Here is a 23,192-nt window from a genome sequence, read left to right on the forward strand (position 1 = left end):
CGGGCTCACGGGGTCGAGCACGCTCCCGCGGCGCACTCGGTCAGCCAGGCCGACCAGTCCGCGTCGTGGCTCGTGCCGATGGTGCCGGTGAGGAACTCGCGGGCACCGGCCCAGTCGCCCGTGCGGTAGTGGCCGAGCACCGTGTTGAGCTCGTCCGGGTGCCGCTCGAACATGTAGCGGACGGCCAGGTAGCCCCACCGGTAGACGCGGGTGGTGTCACCGTTCTCGTAGGTGGTGTCCCACAGCTCGCTGAGCCGGTAGGTCTGCTTGCCCGCCTCCTCCACCGCCTCCGGGTACGGCTGCCCGCGGTAGCCGTAGGAGATGTACTCGCCCACTCCCTCGATCCACCACACCGTGGGTGTGCTCATCGCCGCCGCGAAGTCGCCGTGCATGTTGAAGCGGCCGTCGAGGTAGTGGGTGTACTCGTGGTTGAGGTTCCAGATCTCGAAAGCGGGCTCCCACTCGGCCTCGTGGGCGATGAACCGCGGCTGGTTGCCCTGCTGCGCCGGGTCGCCTTCGAGGTACATGCCGCCGTTGTTGGTGTCGATCCCGTAGATCGCGCCCGCGTAGGTGCGGTAGTCGTCGCTGGAGTCGAAGACGACCACCTCGATGTTGGTGTTGTGGTCGTCGGCGACCGGCTGCCCGCCGGACTGCACCTTCTCGTGGAAGTACTGGTCCTGGCCGGTCAGGCTGGTGCAGGTGGCAGCCAGTTCCTCGGCGCTGAGCTGCTGGGCGCGGATGACGATGCTCGGGCCGCAGGTGTGCTCGACGGTCAGCACCGCGTCGATCAACCGCTGCTGCAGGTCGCAGATGCCGTACTCGGCGCAGTTCGCACCGTCGTAGAAGTCGGCCATCTCGGCGATGCCCACCCACAGCGGCGCCGTGGGGCCGGTCAGGTCGCTCCTGCCCAGCAGGTCCTTGAGCATCGGGCGGACCTGGTCGCGCAGCCCCTCGTGCTGCACGAAGCGAGCGAGCTCGCGACCGGCGTTGGCGGTCAGGAAGCTGTTGTCGGTGCCGAGCAGGTCGAGGTGCTCCGAGGCGAAGGTGCGCAGCGTCTCCAGCACGCTGGGATCGGCGTGCACGGCCTCGACGAAGTCGGGGAACTGGTGGCCGCGGAAGAGCACGGTGTAGACGTTGTTGACCGCGTTGAGCATCCACCAGTACTGGTCGTAGGAGGAGTCGTAGGCGGTGAGCAACCGCTCGACGACCTCGAGGTAGCGCCCGTTCTCGGCGGAGCTGTCGATCAGCGTGACCGATTCGGCGAGCACCTCGCCGTTGGCGTCGCTGACCGTGCCGGACTTGGCGTTGCCGAAGAAGGCGTCCAGCGCGCCCTGGATCGCGGCCTTGAGCGCCGGACCGTACTCGCCGACGCTCTCCGGATCGCCGTACTGGACGTAGTAGCCGGCGCGCAGGAACAGCACCAGCTGCGCGGTGCTCGTGCTGTTGTCGCCGGGGTAGGACACCGCGTTCTGCCGGTAGGCGTTGGCGACGGTGACCATCTGCTCCTCCCGGAACGCACCGCGCGCGTCCGCTCCGGAAAGACCGAACAGGGTGTTGATGCAGTCGGTCGGTGCGGCCTTGATCTCGCCGACCAGCGCGTCACCGGTGGTGCCGGTGAACCGCGACGGGTCGCATTCCCGCGCCGGTGCCACCTGCGTCGAGGGGCGCGGGAACTCCGGCGCTCCGAAGTTCTTGCTGGGGTTGTCGGCGGGCAGCGGGGCGCGCTCGTCGGCGCTGCGCTGCTGGGTCGTTCCGAAGAACTTCCTTGTCTCCGGTGGGTTTTCCGCCAGTGCGGGGATCGCGGGCGTCATCAGCGCCAGCGCCACGCCGAGGAAGGTGGCGCGGCGCAAGGCACTCCGCCAACCGGCGGCACTCGGTGGTCTGATCGGCACGTTCTGCCTCCTGGTGAGGGGAAGATCCGGCGCGGAGCCGGGGAGAGCGGTGTGGAACGTGCGCACGTGCGGGCAATTCTGGCAGCCAGCGGTGATCTGCGGTCATAACCTGCGATATACAGTTCCGCTATGACGATCGAGATCCGGCAGCTGCGGATGATCTGCGCGATCGCGGAGACCGGCAGCATCACGCGCGCCGCGGCGAGGCTGGAGCTCACCCAACCCGCGCTGAGCAACCAGTTGCAGGCCATCGAGAAGATGCTCGGCGACGAGCTGTTCGTGCGGAGCAGAACCGGTGTGGTGCCGACGGATTTCGGCCGCCGCACCGTCGACCGCGCGCGAATCGTGCTGTCGGAGGTCGATTCCCTCTTCGGCGCGGCGGGCCGGCCGTCACCGTCGAACGATCCGCTGCACCTCGGATGCGCGCACCTGGCGTGCGTGCCGAGCATCGTGGACCGGGTGCAGGAGGGCGGGTTGGGCCAGTCGGTGATGCTGCACGTCGAGTCTTCCGCCGCGGTGCTGGCGGATTCGCTCTCGCGTGGCCGGTACGACGCGGGATTGGTCGCCAACGCCGAGGGTTTCGAGGTTCCGCTGGAGCGCCCGGTCACCAGCCGCGTGCTGGTCCCGCGCTACCCGTGGTTCGTCGCGCTCGCCGCCGACCACTGGGCCGCGGAGCTCGACCAGGTGCGACTGGCCGATCTGGGCGAGGAATCGTGGATCGGGCCGCCGGGCGCCGACGACGGTTCGCTCGCGACGTTCCGCGCCGCCTGCCTGGACGCCGGGTTCGAACCGCGGATCCGGTTCGAGGCCCCGAGCGGCGGAGCGCGGGAACTGGTCGCCCGCGGATACGGGATCCGGCTGGTGGAGCCCACCTTCGCCGTGCCGGAGGGCACCGTCGTGCGCCCGCTGGAGGGCGATCCGCTGGTGGCCCGGCTGGTGGTGGCCTGGCGCCCGGACCGCCTGACCAGGGAGCAGGCCGACCTGCTCTACCAGGACCTGGCGCACGCGTACCTGGCGCACGTCGCGGACAACCCGGTCTTCCACCGCTGGTGGAACGCCCACCCCGAGGTCCACCCGATCCTCTGACCGCCCGCCCGGCGCCGACTTCGTGCGAAGTTGACGAACCGTCGGCGCGGCGGACGTGGCGCTGGACACACTGACCGGTCGGTATGTCTGTGGTACGTCTACTTGGACGCCTCCGAACGGGGGCGGGCTCGGAGGTGTGGTCATGGGCGACTCACGGCACGAGTGGATGCAGCCCGGCGCGCACGAGGTCGCGCCCGGCGTGCACCGGATCCCGCTGCCCCTTCCCAACGACGGCCTGCGGGCGGTCAACGTCTACGCGATCGCCGACGGCGATGCGCTCACCCTCGTCGACGGCGGCTGGGCGCTGGCCGAGGCCCGCGAGCAGCTCAGCGCCGGGCTGCGCCAGATCGGCGCCGGGCTCGGCGACATCCGGCGGTTCCTGGTCACCCACGCCCACCGCGACCACTACACGCAGGCGGTGGCCCTGCGCCGGGAGTACGGGTCCCGGGTGCTGCTGGGCGAAGGCGAGCGGCCGACGCTCCAGGTCCTGATGCGGCCCGACCACGTGGCGCTGGAGAAGCAGGTCGAGCTGCTCGCCGGGTGCGGCGCGAAACCGGTGCTGGAGGCGGTGATCGCCCTCCGCGGTGAGAAGCCCCGGACGACCGGCTGGGAGGAACCCGACGAGTGGATCACCGGGTCCACCGACGTCGGCCTGACCGACCGCCCGCTTCGCGCGCTGCCCACGCCCGGCCACACCCGCGGCCACGTGGTGTTCATCGACGACGGGACCGGTCTGCTGTTCGCCGGGGACCACGTGCTGCCGCACATCACCCCGTCCATCGGCTTCGAGCAGGCCCCGAGCGAACTGCCGCTGCGCGACTACATGGCCTCGTTGCGGCTGGTCCGCGCCCTGCCGGACATGCGGCTGCTGCCCGCGCACGGCCCGGTCACCGACAGCGCGCACCAGCGCATCGACGAGCTGCTGGACCACCACGACCGCCGGCTCGCGGCCACGGCGGCGGTCGTGGAGCGCGGCGCGTCGACGGCCTACGAGGTGGCGCGCGGCCTGACCTGGACCCGCCGCGAGCACGCGCTGGACGACATGGACCCGTACAACCAGATGCTGGCGGTCCTCGAAACGGCCGCCCACCTCGACGTCCTGGTCCTCCAGGCCAGGCTCCGCGCGGAAGCCGTCGACGAGGTCAAGCACTACGCCCCGGCCTGACGCGGCGCCGCTTCAACGGAAACCGGACGCACGATCTCCTTCGACATCGCGGAGTTCCGTCCCCGGACCGAGCGATTCGCCGGCGTGTCCGGCACCCCGCACCCCGGCACTCGCGGTGGACACTGTGGTCTCGGCGGCGGTTCCGGAGCGGAGGGGTCATGGCTATCGATGAGTTGGCGGCGGCCGTTGATGGGCTGCCGCTGGTGGATCACCACGTGCACGGGGCGCTGCGGGGTCCCGTCGACCGGGCCGGGCTGGAGGGGATGCTCACCGAGTCGGGCCGGGCGATTCCCGGTTGGATGACGCAGTTCGACTCGCAGCTGGGGTTCGCGGTGCGCCGCTGGTGCGCTCCCGTGCTCGGGCTGCCGACGCACGCCGAGGCCGCCGATTACGTGGCACGGCGGGAAGAACTGGGCGTCCAGGAGGTCACGCGGCGCTTGCTGGCGGCCAGCGGTGTCGAGCACTTCCTGGTGGAGACCGGCTACGAGGGCGACGCGATCCTCTCCCCCGCGGAGATGGCGGCGGCGGCCGGTGCACGTGCGGACGAGGTCGTGCGCCTGGAAACCGTGCTGGAGGACCTGGCCCGCAGCGGGGTGGGCGCGGGCGAGCTGCCCGCCCGGTTCCCGGAGGTCCTGGCGGAGCGCACGGTGGACGCGGTAGGGCTCAAGAGCATCGTGGCCTACCGCTTCGGCTTCGACTTCGACCCGCAACGCCCGTCGACGTCCGAGGTCGTCGCCGCGGCGGGACGCTGGCTGCGCACCGGCGGCCGGGTGGACGACCCGGTGCTGCTGCGGTTCCTTCTCTGGACGGGCGTCGACCGCGGGCTGCCGCTGCAGCTGCACGCCGGGTACGGCGATCCCGACATCGAGCTGCACCGCTGCGATCCGGCGCTGCTGACCGGGTTCATCAAGCTGGTCGAACCGCACGGCACCGACCTCCTGCTGCTGCACTGCTACCCGCACCACCGCAATGCCGGGTACCTGGCGCAGGTCTTCCCGCACGTGTACTTCGACGTCGGCCTCGCGGTGAACCACACCGGCGCGCGCTCGGCAGCGGTGGTGGCCGAATCCCTGGAGCTCGCACCGTTCGCGAAGGTCCTGTTCTCCTCCGACGCATGGGGGCCGCCGGAGCTGCACCACCTCGGAGCCCTGCTGTGGCGACGCGGAACGCAGGCCGCACTGGCCCAGTGGGTGGCCGCGGGTGAGTGGTCCGTGCCGGACGCGATCCGCGTGGCCCGGATGATCGGGCGCGACAACGCCCGCCGCATCTACCGCCTCGACGAGCGGTAACGCCCAGTTCCGCTTGGTCGTGCAGCGGAACCCGGAATGCTGGAATGCGGACCGGGCGCCCCAGCCTGCGCATCGGTACACGTCGTCGGAGCGGTCAGGTTGGGCCGCGGAAGAATCCGGAAGAATCATTTCCGAAGACGTCCCCGGTGAACGTTCACCGAGTCGGCACCGATTGCGGCGATCACGGTGCTGCACTTCGAACCGCACGATCCATTCCCTCGTCCGGCTCGAAAACAAGAACGCCATCAACGATGCGCACACCATTCGACGTCACAGCCGAAAGCGGTTGACGTTGCGAAAGGAGCCGGATGGCCCGGGTTTTCGGCCAGGGCGCTCCGCCGGATCCGCCTGCCGCTCATGCTCGCACTCCCACCGCTCCCGATATCGATACCTATCTAATCGGGTTCGCGCCGATCGCCGAAATGACCAAAGTCCTGTGTTGGAGCTCTCCACGGGCATCGGTTGACCCGCGATTAGGAAATATCAATACTGATTCACATCCGACGTGCATGAATCGATGCAGGTCAACCACGGGATCACCGCTGCCCTCACCGCATTGACAAGATCTCCCAGAGAGGCTTCCGTGCTCAACAACGCTTCACCAGCGCAGGACTTGCGAACGGAACGACTCAGCGCTCCGGTCGCGCTGTGCGTGCTCCTCGTCGTGCTCGTATCCGGCCTGATGCACAGCGCTGAGGAGAGCGCCGCCGCCTACGAGTCGTACGCATTCGCCGCCGAGGCCCACTCCTTCCACGCGGCCGATGACTCGGCCGATGGGGAGATCCCGGAGGCCGGGCGGCCGCCGGACGACCACTACGACGAGAAGAACCGGCGATCGCTGCACAACGTGCGAATCCAGGGGCTCAAGCGCCCGTTCCAGTGAGCCGAACGCTCCGCCTCACATTCCCTCACCCGGCACCGTCCGGGGCGGGCAGGCGGAGGTCCGCCCACGGATCGGTGGGCACGACCTCCGTGCTGCGCCCCAGGTCGTCCAGAACCCGGGTCTGGCGCTTCAGCTGACGGAGAGTGATCGCGCGTTCCGCCAGGGACAGCGACGGCAGGCGGGCGGCCAGGCGTCCCTCCAGGCGTTGGCAGTCCTCCGGCGAGCGCAGCCAGACGATCATGATCAGGTTGTGCTCGCCGGTGACCGCCGCGCAGAACCGGATCTCCGCGAGCTCGGCCAGCGCCCGCCCGATCTCCGGCAGCTCATCGGCGGGCGCGTTGGCCCAGAAGATCGCCGAGACCGGCCACCCGGTGAGGCTCTGCGCGACCTCGCAGCGGATGGACACCAGTCCCCGGTCGACCAGCTTGGTCAACCGCCGCCGCGCGGTCGACACGCTCGCTCCGGTCAGCTCGGCCAGCTCGGCCACCGTCCGCCGCCCGTCGGTGCTCAGCGCGACCATCAGGTCCCGGTCCTCCTCGGTCAGCACGCCCTGCTTCGCGCGCGGAGGCGCGTGCGCGGCCAACTGCGCGCGCTGCGCGGGTGACAGCGCGTTGAGCCGCCACTGCACGCCCTCGCCGAACACCGTGGTCGCGGTGTGCACGCTCGTCCGCCGCACCCCGGGGTGGTGACTGAGCTCGTCGAGCACGAACCGCGACAGCGCGGGCAGGCCCCGGGCGTTGACGAGCACCAGCAGGTCGCGCCCGCTGCCGACGTGGTGGACCGAGACGACCTGCGGCAACCGGGCCAGCAGCACCGCGAGCCGGTCCCGCTCGCTCGGCCTGCAGTCGATCTCCACGCAACCCAGCACGAACGCCGTCGGGGCGGTGAGCCGCGCGTAGGCGGTCACCCACACCAGGCCCTGTTCGGTGATGCGCTGCCAGCGGCGGGCGACCGTGCTCGGGTCCACTCCCAGCACCGATCCGATGAGCTGCCAGGAACCGCGCGGGGCGATCTGCACCGCGTTGACGAGCGACAGGTCGAGCTCGTCGAGGCTGGACGAATCTTGCATGCACGAACCCTCATGTGACGATTTCCGGCAATCCAAGCAGTGGTGCTGGTGCGCTGTCCACGCTTTCCGCCAACCGCGGTTGCCGAGCTGCGGGAAGGCACGACTTCGCCCGGAGCACACATGGACACAGCGCGTACCCGGCAGACCCGGTTGGACCGGGTCTTCGCCGGCATCGAGCGGGTCGGCGGCAAGCTGCCCGAACCGTTCTTCCTGTTCGTCTACCTGCTCGCCGCGCTGGCGGTGATCTCCACCGCGGTGGCCGCCCTCGGCGTCACCGTCGACGTTCCCGGCAAGGCCGAGCCGGTCCCGGTGCGCGCGGTGCTGAGCTCCGAGGGCCTGGTCTGGTTCCTGACCAACTTCGTGGACAACTTCATCGGCTTCCCGCCGCTGGGCACCGTGCTGGCGATGATGCTGGTGGTCGGCTTCGCCGAGCGGACCGGTTTCCTGTCGGCCGCGGTCACGTTGGTCTTCGGCCGCGCTCCGCGCTGGCTGCTGCCCTACGCGGTGGCGTTCGTGGCCTGCCAGGCGCACGTCATGTCGGACCCGTCGCTGATCGTGATCCCGCCGCTGGCCGCGCTGATGTTCAAGGCGGCGGGCCGCCACCCGGTCGCCGGCCTCATCGGCGCTTTCGCCTGCGGCGCAACGGGTTACGGCGGCGGGATCCTGGTCGGATCGCTGGACGGGCTGCTGGTGGGCATCACCGAGAAGGCGGTGCAGATCGCCCCGCTCGGCGTCGAGGTGCACACCCACATCGCGATGAACTACTTCTTCGCGGCAACCGCCGGGCTGCTGCTGCCGCTGGTCGGCGGGTTCCTGATCGACCGGGTCCTGGAGCCGCGGCTGGGCCCGTGGACCGATCCGGAGGGCGAGCAGAGCGCCGAGCTCACCGCGCAGCAGCGCAAGGGCGTGTGGCGGGCGTTCGCCGTGCTGGTCGGCTACGCGGTGGTGGCCTTCGGCGCCTGGCTGGTGCCGGGCAGCTTCCTGCGCGGCGAGGCAGGTGAGCTGGTGCCCTCGCCCTTCCTGGACAGCATCGTGCCGCTGATCATCATCGCGTTCCTGCTGGCCGGGCTCGCCTACGGCGTGACCGCGGGCACCGTCTCCAAGCGCGCCGACGTGCCGCGGATGATGACCGAGACCGTCAAGGACATGGCGGGCTACATCGTGTTCATCTTCGTCGCCGCCCAGTTCATCGCCCTGTTCACCTGGTCGAACCTGGGCACGCTGATCGCGATCGGCGCGGCCGACGGCCTGCGCGCCGCGCACCTGACCGGGTTCCCGGCGATCATCGTGATGGTGCTGCTGGCCACGGTGGCGAACCTGTTCATCACGTCCGGTTCGGCGCTGTGGTCGCTGCTGGCCCCGGTGATGATCCCGGCCTTCACCATCCTCGGCTACGACCCGGCGTTCATCCAGGCCGCCTACCGCATCGGCGACTCGACCACGCAGGCGGTCAGCCCGCTCAACGCCTACGTCTACATCCTGCTCAGCGTGAACCGGAAGTACCAGCCCGAGACGCAGCTGGGCACGCTGCTGGCGCGGCTGAGCGTGTTCGTGCTGCCGTTCTTCGCGATGTGGCTGCTGATCCTGGCGGTGTTCTACTTCTTCGACCTGCCCGTCGGGCCGGGTTCGGGCATCCGGCTGTAACCATCCACAGAGGAGAGATGATGCACTTCGACGAGCTCGTGGCGTTGCGGCGCGACTTCCACCGGTACGCCGAGCCGGCGTTCCTGGAGATCCGCACCTCCAGCATCGTCGTGTCGCGCCTGCGCGAACTGGGTCTGGAGCCGCTGACCGGGCAGGAGGCGATGCGCGCTGAGACCGTCGTCGACTACCCCACCGCCGAGCAGCGCGAGCTGTTCGGCGAGCGGGCGGTGCGCACCGGTGCGGACGCCGAGGACGTCGCGCGCGCGATCGAGTCCGGCACCGCCGTGATCGCCGAGGTCCGCGGCAACCGCCCCGGCCCCACCTGGGGCCTTCGCTTCGACATGGACGCGCTGCCGCTGGCCGAGTCGGACAGCCCGGAGCACGCACCTGCTGCGAACGGCTTCCGCTGCGACTACGGGGCGATGCACGCCTGCGCGCACGACGGGCACACCGCGATCGGCCTCGGCCTGGCCGGTCGGCTGGTCGCCGACAACGACTTCGCGGGAACGGCGCGCTTCCTCTTCCAACCGGCTGAAGAAGGCGGGCGCGGCGCCGCGTCGATGCTCGCCGCGGGCGCGGTCGAAGGGGTGGACCGGTTCGTCGCGGTGCACCTCGGCCTGGACGAGCCGGTGGGCCAGGTCAGCGGCGGCATCCAGGGCCTGCTGGCCACCACCAAGATGCGCGCCACCTTCACCGGCACCGCCGCACACGCCGCCGGAGCCCCGGAACAAGGGGCGAACGCACTGGTCACAGCCGCGAGCGCACTGCTCAACGTGATGGCGCTACCGCGCTACTCCACGGCGGACACCCGCATCAACGTGGGCACGCTGCACGGCGGCGACAACGTCAACATCGTGCCCTCCTGGGCGCGGATGACCCTGGAGGCGCGCTCCACGGACTCCGAGGTAAGCGCATCCCTCACCGAGCGCATCAAGGCCGCTCTGCGCGGCTCCGGCGAAATGCACGGGGTCGCCGTCGACGTCGTGGAGACCGGCGGTTCGGCCACGATGGACTGTGACGCGGAACTCGTCGACGCGATCGACGCGATCGCCGCTGAACTCCCCGGAGCCACCACCACCGAAGGCTTCAAGCAGATGGGCGGCAGCGACGACGCGAGCCTGTTCGCCCGCGAAGTCCAGCGCAACGGCGGCATCGCCACGTACATGACGGTCGGCGGCGGCAACACCGCGCCCCACCACAACCCCCTCTTCGACATCGACGAGCGCTCCATCGAGATCGCTCTCGACACCCTCGAACGCCTCATCCGCCGCTGACGATCCACGGCGCAGGGCACCTTTCGACCGCGAAAGGCGCCCTGCGCCCGTTCAAAGGACGAGCTGGGAGTGCAGGGTTTCGCGGGCCCACTGCTCCCAGCGTTCGGGAGTCCACGCCCGGTCCCGCACCAGCAGGAGGTAGAGCTCCGGGCTCAGCAGGGCGAACAGGATGTCGGCTGCTTCGGTCGCCGACAGGCCGGGCCGTGCTCCCGGTTTCGCGACCAAGGACTTCGCCGCCTCCGCCTGGACCGTGTAGCGCGGGTTCTCGCCCTTCGGCCACAGGTCCACCACTTCCGGGTCCGTTGCCGCCGCCACGCGCAGCACCTCGACGATCTCCGCCACCCGCTGCAGGACTCGGCGGGTGCCCGCGACGTGGGCGCGGAGGTGGGCCTCCGCGGTCTCGGTCTCCAGCGCGTCGCGGAACCACGGGCGGTCCATCGTCGCGACCGGCTCGTCGTCACCCGCGATCGCGGTGTCCACGACCTCCTTCAGCAGGTTCCGCTTGTTGCGGAAGGTGAAGTAGATGGTCTGCACCGCCACTCCGGCCCGGTCGGCGATGTCCTGCAGCGGCGTCGCGCCGTAGCCGCGCTCCACGAACAGCTCCCCCGCCGCGCGCAGCATCCGCGCACGTGTCTGCCTGGCCTTCTCGGCCCGCTTGTTGACCGGACTCATGACCGGAGTCTATAACTGGAGTCGAACACTAGAGAGCGACTCTAGTGAGTTTCGGGGAGGAGTCCCGTGACCGACAACCAGCAGGCCGAGGCCTGGAACGGCTGGGAAGGCGAGCTCTGGGCGTCGAATCCGCAGCGGTACGACGGAATGCTCGACGACTTCAACGCACCGCTCTTCGCCGCCGCCGGGATCGGCCCGGACGATCGGGTCCTCGACGTCGGCTGCGGCCCAGGGAGCACCACCCGGCTGGCGGCCGAGCGGGCGGCGCGCGCCGTGGGCGTCGACATCTCCGCACCGATGGTGGCCCGCGCCCGCGCCGACGCCACCGACATCGCGAACATCGAGTTCGTGCTGGCCGACGCGCAGGTCCACCCGTTCCCGGAGGCCGGTTTCGACGTGGCCATCAGCCGCGGCGGGGTGATGTTCTTCGCCGACCTGGTCGCGGCCTTCGCCAACATCCACCGCGCGCTGCGCCCCGGCGGCCGACTTGCGTTCATCAGCCCGACCGCACCGGATCCGGATGGCGACTACGCCCGCGCGACCGCCGCCCTGGCCGAGTTCACGACCCGGCCGTCACCGGCGGCGAGCGGCATGATGTCGCTGGCCGCACCGGAACGCATCCGCGAAGTGCTCGGTGCCGCCGGTTTCCGGGACATCGCCGTGGCGAAGGTGCAGGCCACCGAGAACCTGGGTGCCGACGCAGCCGACGCGGCGGACTTCATCTGCTCGCTGGCACCCGTCCAGTTCAACCTGCGCGACGTCGACAGGTCCACTGTGGACCGACTCCGCGACGAGGTGGCCGCCGGCTTCCGGCCGCACGAAACGCCGCAGGGCGTGCAGGTGCGCGGAACCGTCTGGCTGACCAGCGCGATCCGATGACAGAGGGTGGCAACATGACCGTGAACGCACCGCAATCGGCCGCCTGGAACGGGGCGGAGGGCACCCACTGGGCCGAGCACCAGGATCGCTACGACGCCGTGAACAGCGGCTTCAACGACCCGCTGCTCAACGCCGCGGACATCGCCGCGCGAGACCGCGTGCTCGACATCGGCTGCGGCAACGGGCAGACGACCCGGCTGGCCGCAGCACGCGCGGCCCGGGCCGTCGGGCTGGACTTGTCGGCTCCGATGCTGCGCCGGGCTCGGCGAGCAGCATCGCGGGAAGGCATCGGCAACGTGTCCTTCGAGCAGGGCGATGCCCAGGTGCACCCGTTCACCGAGCACGGTTTCGACGTGGCGATGAGCAGGTTCGGCGTGATGTTCTTCGCCGACCCGGTCGCCGCGTTCGCCAACGTCCGCCGCGCGCTGCGACCCGGCGGCCGGCTGGTGTTCGTGTGCCTGCGCGAGCGGAGCGACGGCGACCTGGGAACGGTCCTGGACGCGATGGCCGAGCACCTGCGCGCACCAGAGCCCGCCGACCCGCACTCCCCCGGCCCGACCTCGCTGGCGGATCCGGACCGCATCCGCCGAGTGCTCACCGGCGCCGGGTTCGCCGACGTGACCGTGGAACCCGTCGACGCGCCGCAGTTCTGGGGCACCGATCCGGCGGACGCGGCCGGTTTCCTCTTCGAGTGGTCGCCGGTCCGAGCGATGCTGCGCAACGCGGAAGATCCGGCCGCCCGCGCTGCGCTCACCGAGGCGATGCACCGGTACCACGGCCCCGGTGGAGTTCAGCTGCGCGGCGCGGCATGGCTGGTCACCGCCGCGCGCTGAACGGTCACCGGCAGCGCTGGGTGGGGCGGAAGGCGTCGAAACCGGAATCCGGGGTGCGGATGTCGCCGCTGGCGGAGACGACTTCGGGCAGGATCTCCGAGGTCGGAGGCACCTTCCCGGGCGTGAGGGTGAACACCGAGACGGCCTTGTCCTCCGGGTGCCCGACGCAGTCGAAGGACAGCCAGCCGCTGGCTCCCGCGACCGCCTCCACGCCGTGCATCCGGTGGAACTGCGAGGTGACCGACTCCGGCGTGACCAGCGAGACGTCGCGGCCAGTGCCCCCTGCCCTCCGGATCGCGGTGACCGCCACCCCGACCGCGTCGAACGAGGTGGCGGCCATCCCGTCGCCCGCGGAGTCGTCCGGGAACTCGCGGGAGTAGGTCTCCCGGAAGTAGCCGACCACGTTCGGGTCGAAGGCCTGCGGATCCGCCCGCCACGCCGCCGGGCTGGACAGGTGGGTGTACTCCAGCGTGGTGTTCGGCGAGAGCGCACCGCGGATCTCCTCCACGCCCGCGATGTCCACCACGCTGTCCAGGGTCAGCACCCGGATCTCCAGTTGCGGGCACCACCGCCTGCCCAACGCCTCCAGCAGTCCCTTCAGGTCCCGGTAGCGCCCGGAGAAGAACAGCACGTCCGGCTGGGCGACGCAGATGTTGCGGACCATCGGGGCGAACGCGTTCGCGTTGCTGCCCAGCCCGGTGCCGGTGGCATCGTCCAGCTTGGAGTTGTAGGTCTCCGCCCGGAGCAGCTCACCACCGGTGCTGGCCGGGTAGACCTGCTCGAATGCCTTCGCCAGGTTGCTGGCCAGCAGGTCGGACTGGTTCTCGTCCTGCACCAGCATCGCCCGCCGGCTGCCCGTCAACCGCCGCACCACGGCCTGCACCTGCTCGGTGTTCGACGGCGCGACCCGCAGCAGGCCGCTGAACTCACCGGCCTTCTCCTGCTCGGTGAAGACGTCGGCGGTGATCGTGGCGCCGACCATCGGCATGCCCAGCGCCGCCAGCCGGTCGATCGCCTGCTTGGTGCCCTCGTGGCTCTGCCCCAGCCCGGTCACCGCGACCACCCGGTCCGGACCGCTCCGCGCCTGCTCGATCTGCGCCACCACCGGCTGCCACTGGTCGAACCGGCTGCCCGGGTTCGCCGGAAGCAACCGGACCATCGGGGTGGCACCGTCCCAATCGGCGGTCCGGTTGGCGCGCAGCTGCGAGACGTAAGCACCCTGCAATGCGTTGCGGGTGGACTCCGAGGTGATGGTGTCCAGGCCGGTCAACGTCATCGGAGCCAGGTAGGCGATGCTCACGTGGTTGCCGTTGGACTCGGCCAGCACCCGGTCGTTCTCCGCCTTGATCTTGCCCAGCACACCGGCCAGCTCCGGAGCGAACTCGAAGGAGCCGTCGGACATCCCGACGCACTCACCGGATGCCGTCCGCTCGATGCCCGCCGCGCACCGGCTCGACTGCCACACCCAGGCCACCGCTCCGGCGACCACCAGCAGCACGACCGCGGCCGCCACGAGCGTTCTCCCGCGGTTCTTCCGCCACCACGTCTGGTGCACGTAGTTCGCCACCGTATGCCTCCAGGTCAGGCGTACTTCTCGCTCTCGCCGAAAAACACCACGAAACCCGCGCGGGCCTGCCGCGCCAGCTGTTCGAACTCGCTGCGCGCGATGCCGCGCAACGTTCGACCGGGGTCGCCGAGCGGATCGGACATCAGCCACTTCGCCGCCACCAGCCGCGCCAGGTCCGCCTCCGCGGGTGCCACCACGCGGGCCAGTTCCTCGACCTGCTCGCGGGGTTCGCGGTCGGTGCGCAACCTGTTGGGCGCGGCGGTGATCAGCTCCAGCCGCGCCAACCACGGCGCCACGGCGCTCTCGGTGGCGATCTGCTCGAACTGCCGCTGCAGGTGTCCCACCACCGCGGCCAGGTCTCCCAGCGCCAGCGCGTGGTAGAGCGCCAGCGGAGAGTTGCCGTTCTCCCTGTGGTGCTGGCGATGCCGGTCGTGCAGGACGACCCAGCGCTCCTCGTGGTCGTCGGGCCGTGCGGCGAGTTCGTGCAGCAGCAGGCGGCGCAGCCACGGGTGCAGTGCGAGCCGGTTCTCACCGTCGAGCACCGACCACAGCCGCTTGCGGATCTCGTGCAGCACGCCCGCGTCGTCGGCACGACCGAGGCGCACTTCCGCCCGGGTGGCCAGTTCCAGGTTCGGCGCTGCCGACAGCCCGACCAGGACTTCGCGCTGCACGGGATCGAAGTCCTGCAACAGGTATTCGCGCGCCCGCTCGGCGAAGGGCACCTCGTCTGCGGCGCGGTGCTCCAGGAACGCCCGCATCGCGGGACCCGGTGCCTGCTCGCCGAGCGCGGCGGCTATCTGCCGCATTCCCCACGGGTGACCGCGGGTCAGCGCGTGCACGTACGGCGCGGTGCTGCCGCCGAACCGGCCGGCTTCGACCACCTCGGACGGGGTCAGATCGCGCAGTTCGACCGGATACCACCACGAATCCGGGCCGCGGTCGGCCTCGCGGTGCTGCGTCCAGTCGTCGAGCCCGGCCTGCTCCGGGGTCCGCGCGCTGTCCTGCCGGCCCCACCGCGACTGCCACTGCCTGCTGGTGCCGACCACCACGAGCGGATCGGGGTCCTGCCGGTGCCGCTGGCGGATGTGCAGCAGCAGGTCGAGCAGCTGCGCGCCACCCGCCGAGTCGACGTTGTCCAGCAGCGCGACGCAGTTCGCCTTGCGCCGCCCGGCACCCCGCCCGCGGTAGGCCTCCCGCAGGTCGGCGAGGAACGCCGCGCAGAACACCTCGTCCATCAGGCCGCTGTCGGCGATCCCGATGTCGACCAGCACGTCCTGCAGGTTCGGCGACCGCTGCGGAGTCGCATCGCGGAGTCCGGAAGCCCGGCGCAACCTGCGCCGCCAGCGCACCGCCTCACCTCCGCGCAGCAGCGTGCTGGCGACCAGCGGCGACCACCACGGAAGCACCCCGGCCTGCGCGATGGTGTCCACGACCCCGTTGACGGTGTTGTGCGTGCGCGGGGAGAACTCCGCGTCGGCCGCCAGCGAATCGCGCACCTGCGCCAGTGCCTTCTCCCGGTTCTCCTGGTTCAGCTGCGCGCCCTTGACCAGCAAGCACAACCACAACTGGCGAAACCGGATGCGCGGCTGCCCCTCGAACTTGCGGCTGAGGCTGAAGGCCAGCTCGGTGATGATCGCCCGCGGCGGCTTGACGACCCGTTCCAGATCGGCGTGCGCGTGGGGCACCCGGTCCCCGCACCGCTCGGCGATGTCACCCAGCGCCGCGGTCTTCCCGCTCCCCCGCGGCCCGAACAGCACGACAACGGGCAGCTCCGGACCCCGCCCACCCTCGGAATCCCGCCGCACGCACGAACCGATCAAACCCTCGACAACACCGGAACGCCCCGCTAAACCACCAACCATCCGGCCCACCCCCACGATCAAGCCAGCGGGTAACTGTCCCGTCACCACCGGTCACAAGTCAAGCGAAAAACCGAAACCCGCCGCGATCACATCTGGACGGATCCGCGGTCCGCGTAACCCCGGGTCGTTCTGATCGTTGATCTCCCCGATCGTGCTGGGAGGTCATCATGCGGCGCTGCTGGTTGGCATTTCTGCTCGCTCTCGCCACCGCTTTCGCCGGGGTGCCGGCGGCTTCCGCGCAGGGCGGGTGGGCCGCTCGCGCCGAGGAGCACCCCGAGGTCGCCACCGAGACCGACGTTGCCATCCCGATGTCCGACGGGATCGTGCTGCGCGGGGACGTCCAGCGGCCGGCCGATGCCGACGGCAATCCGGTCGAGGGCCGGTTTCCCGTGCTGGTGACCATCACCGCCTACAACAAGGCTGTGCTGTACCGGGCCGGGGCCGGCGTGATGGGCGATCCCGGCTACTTCGTCAAGCGCGGGTACGTGCAGGTCAACGTCGACGCTCGGGGTACCGGCAGTTCCGGTGGTTCGTGGGCGGCGTTCAGCGAGCGGGAGAACACCGACGCCGGGGAGGTCGTCGAGTGGGCCGCCTCCGCCGAACGGCCGTGGAGCAGCGGTTCGGTCGGGATGCACGGGCCGTCCTACATGGGCATCAGCCAGCTGTTCGCCGCCGCCAACCGGCCCACCGGGTTGAAGGCCGTCTTCCCGCAGGTCCCGGCCGCCGACACCTATCGCGATGTGGTCGCCTCCGGCGGGGCGCTCGACGTCGGGTTCATCCCGCTGTGGCTGGGACTGGTCACCGGAACCGGGCTGATCCCGCCCGCCTACGGGCCCGCCGAGCCGGACAACGCGCTGCAGATGTACCTCTCGCGGGTGCAGGGCGCCACCGGGTTCACCGCGCCGCTGCTGCTCTCGGCGACGCTGGGGCTGGATTCGGCCTTCGACGGGCCGTTCTACGCCGAGCGCTCGCCGATCAACGTCGTCGACCGGATCGACGTGCCGACCTTCCTCGTCGGCGGCGAGTACGACCTGTTCCAGCGCGGCACCCCGATGCTGTTCGACCGGCTCCGGGAACGCGGCGTGCCCACCAAGATGATCTTCGGCCCGTGGGACCACCTGCAGGCCAGCACCGGTGCGGGCGTCGAGGACGCCGGGCACGGCTCCCTGCAGGAGCTCCAGCTGCGCTGGTTCGACCACCACGTGCGCGGGGTGCCCGACCCGGCGCTGGATTCGGACATCCCGCCGCTGACCTGGCACGAGATCGGCTCCGGCGAGTGGCACCGGGCGCAGGACTGGATCGACGAGCAGCGCGCGACCACCTTCCAGCTCTCCGGCACCTCGCTCCCCGGTGCTCCCGGTCAGCTCGTCGCCGACGACGCCGAGCCGGGACGCAGCATCGTCGCTCCGGTCCCGGTCTCCGGGCTGTGCACGCGTTCGGCCAACCAGTGGACGGCGGGACTGCCGAACGCGGCCGGGCTCGGGAAGCTGTGCGCAGACAACCGCTGGAACGACCTCTCCGGCGCGGTTTTCGAGACCGAGCCGGTGGCGGAACCGCTCCGGATGCGCGGTCCCATCAACGCACACCTGAACGTCTCGACGCCGACCGGCAACGGGATGCTGTCGGTGTCGGTGTCGTCGGTGTCCCCGACCGGCGAGGTCGACCGCCTCACCGGTGGTTGGCAGGTCCTGTCGCACCGGGCGCTGGACGAGTCCCGCTCCCGCTACCTCGACGGCCAGCTGATCCAGCCGCACCACCCGTTCACCATGGACGCGCAGAACCTGTTGCGGCCAGGGCAGATCGCGCCGATCGACGTCGAGGTCTTCCCCACCGGCGCGGTGATCCCGACCGGCCACAAGCTGCGCATCGCCGTGCAGGCCTACGACGTCCCGCACCTGCTCCCGACGGTGCGCGACCTGCCCGCGGCGTTGTCACCGCTGACCATCCACACCTCGCCGGAACAGCCGTCGCTGCTCACCCTGCCGACGATCCCCGCGACCAGGTGAACCAGCACCGGGCGGATGGACCACGAGAGCTCATGCGCCCCGGCCTCCGCGAGCTGCGGGCGGCGTCAACTTCGCGAGACATCGACCATCACCTCGTGTTCGGGACGGCTGTGGACCAGGGCGCCCAGTTCTCGACGACCTCGGCGAGCACCGTCATCGGCAGCGGGCCGCCGGTGAGCACGAGGTCGTGGAAGGCAGCGAGGTCGAAGGCGGTGCCGAGTGCGCGCTCCGCACCGGCTCGCAGGCGCTGGATCTCCAGGCGCCCCACCATGTACGACAGCGCCTGGCCGGGCCACTCGACGTAGCGGTCGACCTCGACGTGGACGTCCACTTCGGACAGCAGGGTGTGCGAGAGCATGAAGTCGACCGCCTGCCGGCGGGTCCAGCCCCGCGCGTGCAGTCCGGTGTCGACCACCAGCCTGGCAGCGCGCAGGGAATCCTCCGCGAGCATGCCCAGGCGGGCGAGATCACCGGAGTACAGGCCCATCTCGTCGGCCAGCCGCTCGGCGTACAGCGCCCACCCCTCGACGTAGGCGTTGATGTCGGCGAGGCTGCGCAGCATCGGCAGCCCCTCGGCCTCCTGCGCGAGCGCCAGCTGGAAGTGGTGTCCCGGCACGGCCTCGTGGAAGGCCACCGCTTCCGCGGTGACCTTCTCGCGCTCCTCGGCCCGGTAGGTGTTGGCGAAGTAGGTCCCCGGCCGCGAGCCGTCCAGCGCGGGCCGGTTGTAGTAGGCGGACACGTTGGGCGCCTCGTTGTCCGGAACGGGCCGCACAGCGCAACGTCCGGCCGGAACTCTCCGGAACCAGCCCGCCGCCGCCTGCTCCGCGCGCTCGACGGTCCCGCGCGCGGTGCTCAGCACCTCTTCCGGGCTCTCCCACCGCAGCGCCGGGTCCGCGCGGAGCCGTTCCCGCACCTCGTCGGCGGTCGTGGCGCCGAATACCCGCGAGCCGATCTCGACGTACTCCGCCGCCAGTTCGTCGATGAGCTCCAAACCCGTCCGGTGCAGGTCTTCCGGCCCGCGTTCGGTGGTCGTGTGCACGCGCGACAACGCCTCGTACACCGCCCCGCCGTCGGGCAACCAGCACAAACCCGGCTGCTCCTCCGGTCTTCCGCACGGCACCAGCTCGGTGTCGATCACCTCGCGATAGCGCGCGAACGCCTCGCGGACCACGCCGTCCAGGAGGCGTTCGCGTTCAGCGACGCGCGATCCGCTCAACGCAGGTCCGCGGAGCGGGTCGGGGCCCGCGAGGTACCGATCGAGGCTCGCCACGGCCGCGCACCCCAGGTAGGCCACCGGAAGACGGCCCGCTGCCGCACCCGCCCGATGCCGCTCGGCGGCGACCGCGAGATAGGCCGGGATCGCGGCCAACCTGTCCAGGTAAGCGCGTTCCGCGTCGTCCCCGACCGGCCGCACCTGCGCAAGCCCGTGCAGCAGAGCACCGGCGGGCGAGGTCAGCTGGAACGCCACCGTGTGCTCGACCAGCCGGGCGTCCACCCGCGCGACCAACGCCATCGCCTGCTGCACCACGACGGCCCGCGTCACGCTCTCCTGCTCACCGAGCCCGCCGAGACCCGACGCCCGCCGCGCGATGTGCCCGGCATCGGCCTTGCGAGCCCGCTCGCCGGATTCGCTGAGGTCGGGCAGCTCGTGGTCGTGCCCGCCAACGCCCAGCGCCGTGGCCGCCAGCGGATCCTCCCGGTGCAGCAGCGCGAGCAGCTCGTCAGCGAGCCGGGTCACCGTCGTCATGCGGGAGTTGATACCGGACCGATCGCCCCGGCGTCACCGCGTTTTCCCGGGCCATTCGGAGCTCACCCCTGTCTGCGCCGGACGTAGATCCGACTGCCCTCGGGGCCGGTCCACTCCATCCGCACCACACCGGCCACGGCGGCGTCGCCCTGCCGCGCCGGGTCGGCCCAGTAACCGGCGACCGGGTTCCGGAAGAACGTCGCCCACAGCTCGCCGTCGGCATCCACGAAGAGGTTGTTGTGACCGGCCCCGACGCCCGCGGTCCAGCGCTTCGAGTACGGCCCTTCGAACTTGTCCGCCACCGCGATGATCGCGTCGTACTGGTACCGCTCGCCCCCGGGCGTGTAGGCGTGCCGCTCGCCGCCGTCGGGGTTCTCGGACTTCTTGTTCCAGGCAGCGTGCATCAGGTAGTACTTGCCCTCGTGCTTGATGACGCTCGCACCTTCGAGGTACGGCTCGGGTGAGTACGCCACCTGCTCGAACCTCGGGAGCTTCGTCTTCTGGACGATGTCCTCCATGTCGTCGGTGAATTCGGCGTACAGGTGGTTGTGCAGCACGAGCCAGGCCTTGTCGCCTTCGGCGTGGAGACCGCCGTCGATGTGGTAGTAGACCTTCGGGTCGATCCACTCCGGCCCGCGGGGCGCCAGGTCGCCGAACGGCTTGTCCAGGTTGCCCTCGACGACCCGGTACGGGCCTTCGATCCCGCCCTCGCTCTTGAGCATGAACGAGCCGACCTTCCGGGAGTGATCGCCCATGCAGGCGACGATGTACCAGGTATCGCGGAAGTGGTGCACCTCCGGCGCCCACACGTTGCCCCGCTTGCCGTGCTCCTCGTCGCGCCAGTACTCCTGCCACGGGGCGACGACGGTGCGCCCGGGCTCGTTCTCACCGGCGAACTCCGGTGACCACACCTTGCCCTTCTCCGCACCGGGCCGGAGACCGGTCGTGTCCACCAGCTCCCACGGCCCGTCCAGGGATTCGGCGACCCAGACGAAGATGCCGTCGTTCCACGGCGACGCGCTTTCGAGACCGGTCGCGCGGGTGGTTCCCGTGGCGACGTAGCACGGCTTGCCGTCGACTACGAAGCAGTTGACGTAGGTGTCCCGGATCCAGACCCGCCCGAGTTCCTCGTCGCGGGGGCGGAGTTCGAGTGCGAGAACGCGGGAGTTGTCCGCCCGCGGCCACAGGTCCTTCCGGATGTCCGCGGCGCCGTAGGGCTTCATGCCCGGCCAGTTCGGGGGGTGCTCCTGCTGCGGCGAAAACCCGCGCGCCCAGGTGAGTCCGGACAGTGCGGCCGCCAGTCCGACGGTGCTCGCGGTACCCAGCAGCAGGGTCCGCCGGTTCAGGTGCGAGCTGGGCATCGACATTCTCCTCGCTGTGTTCCGCCAGATCCCGAATCGGGGCCTGCGCACCGCGCCGGCCCGTGATCGACGCTACGCGGCCCCTTCCGGCCGACGTCGACCGAGCAGCGTCCGCATGACGAGAGAACCCACTCGCACTCGCGTGGTTGCGCGATCGCACCAGCACGAGCGGGAAGCGGGGCGACGATCCCCGCGAGCGGTTGCGGGAGATACCGTGAGTGCTTTGCAGCGCCCCAAAACGCACACGGAGGACGGGTATGCAGATCGGGGAGCTTTCCGAGCGCACGGGGGGCCAGTCGGCGGTCGATCCGCTACTACGAGCAGCACGGCCTGCTGGAGTCGCACCGGACCGGCAAGGGGTGGCGCGTCTACGACGAACCCGCCGTGCACCGCGTGCTCAACGTGCGCGAGCTGCTCAGGGCCGGGCTGACGATGGAGGACATCCGGCAGGTGGCGCCCTGCCCGGACATGAAGACAGCGGACTTCCTCGCCTGCCGGAACAGCCCCGACGAGGTGCTGGAGATGTACGAGAGCCGGCTGGCCGCGGTTGAGGCGAGGGCCGCCGAGCTCGCCCGCTACCGGGCCGTGCCGGTCCAGCGCATCGCGACGCTGCGCGCCGGACGGCCGGATGAGGATCTCGGCGAGGTGCTGCGCGAAGGCGAATCCGGATCCGCGGCTTGAACATGACACCGGTGTCAGTACTTAGCGTGCGGTCCCATGAGTGCTGTCACCGCGAGCAAGCCCGCTCTCCCGGGCTGGCTGTACGTCCTCTTCCTCGCCCTGCTGGCCACGGCCACCGATGAGTTCATCATCGCCGGGGTGCTGCGGGCCATCGCCGACGATCTCCGGGTGAGCGTCGCCGCGGCCGGGCAGCTGGTGACCGTCTTCGCCGTCGTGTACGCGGTGGGGGCGCCCACCCTCGCAGTGGTGTGCGAGCGGTTCCCGCGCCGCGCAGTCATGGTCGGCGGGCTCGGGGTCTTCGTGCTGTCGAACGCCGCCGCTGCGGTCGCACCCGGCTACTGGTGGCTGCTGGCCGCCAGGGTCGCCGCCGCGGTGATCGCCTCGGCCGCCTTCGCCACCGCTGGAGCCGGGGCGCCACCGCAGCAGCAAGGTCGTTACCTGGCGGTGGTCACCGCAGGGATGACCGCAGCGCTGTTCACCGGCGTGCCGCTCGGCACCTGGCTGGGCGGCACGATGGGCTGGCGGGCCACGTTCTGGCTGATCGCCGCGGTCGGCGCCATCGTGATGGCCGGTGTGCTCGCCACCGCGCCGAAGGTCTCCGGCGGGGAGATCGCCCCGCTGCGCGAACGCCTCGCGCCGCTGCGCGATCCCGGCGTGCTGCGGCTCGTGCTGGTCACGTTCCTGGCCGCCAGCGGCGGGCTGATATTCTACACCTACCTGGCCGCCTACACCCGCGAGGTGGCCGGGGACTCCACCGCCGCGCTGCCGTTCCCGCTCTTCGTGGTCGGCGTGGCCGGGCTGGTCGGCGCGCTGCTCGCAGGCCGGGTCACCGATTCCTGGGGCCCGCACCGGAGCCTGCGGGTGGTGATCGGCGGGCATGCCGTCGCGCTGGGTCTCGCCGCGTTCCTCGGGTTCAGCGGCGCGGGCGGCACCGTCCCGCTCGCCGCGGTGATCGGTTTCTGGGCCGTCTTCGCCTGGGGCCTGACACCGCCGGTGCAGGGAAGCATCCTGCTGGCCGCCGGTCCGAGCGCCGGGATGACCGCGCTCGCGCTGAACATCTCCGGGCTCTACCTGGGCACCGGTGTCGCCGGGGCGGTGGGCGGAGCGGTGATCAGCACCGTCGGCATCCCGTACCTCCCCTTGGCCGCCGCGCTGCTGATGGCGCTGTCCTTCGCCCTCGCCTGGGCTCCCGCACCGGCCCGTCTCACCACACCCGTGTGAGCGCAGCTCGTCGGGCAGACGCAGTTCGGCCCCGCCCGGAGCCTCCGGGCGGGGCCGAATC

Annotated in this window: 18 protein-coding genes; 11 read left to right on the forward strand and 7 right to left on the reverse strand. The window is 70.8% G+C overall.

The window, feature by feature from the left end; all coding sequences use genetic code 11:
- Positions 1-5: 5 nt before the first annotated feature.
- Positions 6-1,850 carry a collagenase gene (locus tag C4T78_RS02655; protein ID WP_235863075.1) on the reverse strand — a complete coding sequence of 615 codons (1,845 nt, stop codon included), beginning with the start codon at positions 1,848-1,850 and terminating at the stop codon, positions 6-8.
- Positions 1,851-2,021: 171 nt separating this feature from the next.
- Between C4T78_RS02655 and C4T78_RS02660 the strand changes: the two genes are divergently transcribed.
- The 4 genes from C4T78_RS02660 to C4T78_RS02675 all read left to right on the forward strand — a co-directional run bounded on the left by C4T78_RS02660 (position 2,022) and on the right by C4T78_RS02675 (position 6,315).
- Complete coding sequence (locus C4T78_RS02660; RefSeq protein WP_093347643.1) at positions 2,022-2,978, forward strand: LysR family transcriptional regulator; 957 nt, start codon at positions 2,022-2,024, stop codon at positions 2,976-2,978.
- A gap of 142 nt (positions 2,979-3,120) precedes the next feature.
- Positions 3,121-4,143, forward strand: a complete 1,023-nt coding sequence (locus tag C4T78_RS02665; RefSeq protein WP_093347641.1) for an MBL fold metallo-hydrolase — start codon at positions 3,121-3,123, stop codon at positions 4,141-4,143.
- Positions 4,144-4,301: 158 nt separating this feature from the next.
- Positions 4,302-5,432, forward strand: a complete 1,131-nt coding sequence (locus C4T78_RS02670; RefSeq protein ID WP_093347639.1) for an amidohydrolase family protein — start codon at positions 4,302-4,304, stop codon at positions 5,430-5,432.
- A 613-nt stretch (positions 5,433-6,045) separates the two neighbouring features.
- Positions 6,046-6,315 carry a hypothetical protein gene (locus tag C4T78_RS02675; protein WP_143185747.1) on the forward strand — a complete coding sequence of 90 codons (270 nt, stop codon included), beginning with the start codon at positions 6,046-6,048 and terminating at the stop codon, positions 6,313-6,315.
- A 25-nt stretch (positions 6,316-6,340) separates the two neighbouring features.
- Here C4T78_RS02675 and C4T78_RS02680 read toward each other — a convergent pair whose 3' ends face one another.
- Positions 6,341-7,384, reverse strand: a complete 1,044-nt coding sequence (locus C4T78_RS02680) for an Lrp/AsnC family transcriptional regulator (protein WP_093347635.1) — start codon at positions 7,382-7,384, stop codon at positions 6,341-6,343.
- A 120-nt stretch (positions 7,385-7,504) separates the two neighbouring features.
- Here C4T78_RS02680 and C4T78_RS02685 point away from each other — a divergent pair, with 120 nt between their 5' ends.
- Together C4T78_RS02685 and C4T78_RS02690 are read left to right on the forward strand one after the other, a co-directional pair.
- Positions 7,505-9,028, forward strand: coding sequence for an AbgT family transporter (locus tag C4T78_RS02685; protein WP_093347633.1), 1,524 nt, complete (start codon positions 7,505-7,507; stop codon positions 9,026-9,028).
- Positions 9,029-9,048: 20 nt separating this feature from the next.
- Entirely contained in the window at positions 9,049-10,302 is a 1,254-nt protein-coding gene (locus C4T78_RS02690) for an amidohydrolase (protein ID WP_093347632.1), read from the forward strand.
- 51 nt (positions 10,303-10,353) lie between these two features.
- On the opposite strand, the gene C4T78_RS02695 is transcribed toward C4T78_RS02690, so the two are convergent.
- Entirely contained in the window at positions 10,354-10,974 is a 621-nt protein-coding gene (locus C4T78_RS02695) for a TetR/AcrR family transcriptional regulator (RefSeq protein WP_093347630.1), read from the reverse strand.
- Positions 10,975-11,040: 66 nt separating this feature from the next.
- Here C4T78_RS02695 and C4T78_RS02700 point away from each other — a divergent pair, with 66 nt between their 5' ends.
- Both C4T78_RS02700 and C4T78_RS02705 read left to right on the forward strand, forming a co-directional pair.
- Complete coding sequence (locus tag C4T78_RS02700) at positions 11,041-11,853, forward strand: class I SAM-dependent methyltransferase (RefSeq protein WP_235863074.1); 813 nt, start codon at positions 11,041-11,043, stop codon at positions 11,851-11,853.
- 14 nt (positions 11,854-11,867) lie between these two features.
- Positions 11,868-12,686, forward strand: coding sequence for a class I SAM-dependent methyltransferase (locus C4T78_RS02705; RefSeq protein ID WP_093347629.1), 819 nt, complete (start codon positions 11,868-11,870; stop codon positions 12,684-12,686).
- 4 nt (positions 12,687-12,690) lie between these two features.
- On the opposite strand, the gene C4T78_RS02710 is transcribed toward C4T78_RS02705, so the two are convergent.
- Positions 12,691-14,253: a type 1 periplasmic-binding domain-containing protein gene (locus C4T78_RS02710; RefSeq protein WP_093347627.1), complete on the reverse strand. Its 1,563-nt coding sequence runs from the start codon at positions 14,251-14,253 to the stop codon at positions 12,691-12,693.
- A gap of 14 nt (positions 14,254-14,267) precedes the next feature.
- Entirely contained in the window at positions 14,268-16,058 is a 1,791-nt protein-coding gene (locus tag C4T78_RS02715; RefSeq protein ID WP_143185746.1) for a hypothetical protein, read from the reverse strand.
- A gap of 239 nt (positions 16,059-16,297) precedes the next feature.
- Here C4T78_RS02715 and C4T78_RS02720 point away from each other — a divergent pair, with 239 nt between their 5' ends.
- On the forward strand, positions 16,298-18,121 hold the full coding sequence (locus C4T78_RS02720; protein ID WP_177247417.1) for a CocE/NonD family hydrolase: 1,824 nt from the start codon (positions 16,298-16,300) through the stop codon (positions 18,119-18,121).
- A gap of 88 nt (positions 18,122-18,209) precedes the next feature.
- On the opposite strand, the gene C4T78_RS02725 is transcribed toward C4T78_RS02720, so the two are convergent.
- Both C4T78_RS02725 and C4T78_RS02730 read right to left on the reverse strand, forming a co-directional pair.
- Entirely contained in the window at positions 18,210-19,868 is a 1,659-nt protein-coding gene (locus C4T78_RS02725; RefSeq protein WP_093347608.1) for a DUF885 domain-containing protein, read from the reverse strand.
- Positions 19,869-19,930: 62 nt separating this feature from the next.
- Positions 19,931-21,229 carry a family 43 glycosylhydrolase gene (locus tag C4T78_RS02730; protein ID WP_218161466.1) on the reverse strand — a complete coding sequence of 433 codons (1,299 nt, stop codon included), beginning with the start codon at positions 21,227-21,229 and terminating at the stop codon, positions 19,931-19,933.
- Positions 21,230-21,562: 333 nt separating this feature from the next.
- Here C4T78_RS02730 and C4T78_RS02735 point away from each other — a divergent pair, with 333 nt between their 5' ends.
- Positions 21,563-21,910, forward strand: a complete 348-nt coding sequence (locus C4T78_RS02735; protein WP_235863164.1) for a MerR family transcriptional regulator — start codon at positions 21,563-21,565, stop codon at positions 21,908-21,910.
- Positions 21,911-21,946: 36 nt separating this feature from the next.
- On the forward strand, positions 21,947-23,131 hold the full coding sequence (locus C4T78_RS02740; RefSeq protein ID WP_093347606.1) for an MFS transporter: 1,185 nt from the start codon (positions 21,947-21,949) through the stop codon (positions 23,129-23,131).
- Positions 23,132-23,192: the final 61 nt, after the last annotated feature.

It is taken from the genome of Saccharopolyspora kobensis, assembly GCF_900108315.1.
Classification (GTDB): Bacteria; Actinomycetota; Actinomycetes; order Mycobacteriales; family Pseudonocardiaceae; genus Saccharopolyspora; species Saccharopolyspora kobensis.

Bases quoted from the DNA above. Each gene is read 5' to 3' on its own strand.
- C4T78_RS02660 (WP_093347643.1), top strand. From the start codon at position 2,022: ATGACGATCGAGATCCGGCAGCTGCGGATGATCTGCGCGATCGCGGAG.
- C4T78_RS02730 (WP_218161466.1), bottom strand. From the start codon at position 21,229: ATGCCCAGCTCGCACCTGAACCGGCGGACCCTGCTGCTGGGTACCGCG.
- C4T78_RS02695 (WP_093347630.1), bottom strand. From the start codon at position 10,974: ATGAGTCCGGTCAACAAGCGGGCCGAGAAGGCCAGGCAGACACGTGCG.
- C4T78_RS02685 (WP_093347633.1), top strand. From the start codon at position 7,505: ATGGACACAGCGCGTACCCGGCAGACCCGGTTGGACCGGGTCTTCGCC.
- C4T78_RS02680 (WP_093347635.1), bottom strand. From the start codon at position 7,384: ATGCAAGATTCGTCCAGCCTCGACGAGCTCGACCTGTCGCTCGTCAAC.
- C4T78_RS02665 (WP_093347641.1), top strand. From the start codon at position 3,121: ATGGGCGACTCACGGCACGAGTGGATGCAGCCCGGCGCGCACGAGGTC.
- C4T78_RS02670 (WP_093347639.1), top strand. From the start codon at position 4,302: ATGGCTATCGATGAGTTGGCGGCGGCCGTTGATGGGCTGCCGCTGGTG.
- C4T78_RS02725 (WP_093347608.1), bottom strand. From the start codon at position 19,868: ATGACGACGGTGACCCGGCTCGCTGACGAGCTGCTCGCGCTGCTGCAC.
- C4T78_RS02705 (WP_093347629.1), top strand. From the start codon at position 11,868: ATGACCGTGAACGCACCGCAATCGGCCGCCTGGAACGGGGCGGAGGGC.
- C4T78_RS02740 (WP_093347606.1), top strand. From the start codon at position 21,947: ATGAGTGCTGTCACCGCGAGCAAGCCCGCTCTCCCGGGCTGGCTGTAC.
- C4T78_RS02690 (WP_093347632.1), top strand. From the start codon at position 9,049: ATGCACTTCGACGAGCTCGTGGCGTTGCGGCGCGACTTCCACCGGTAC.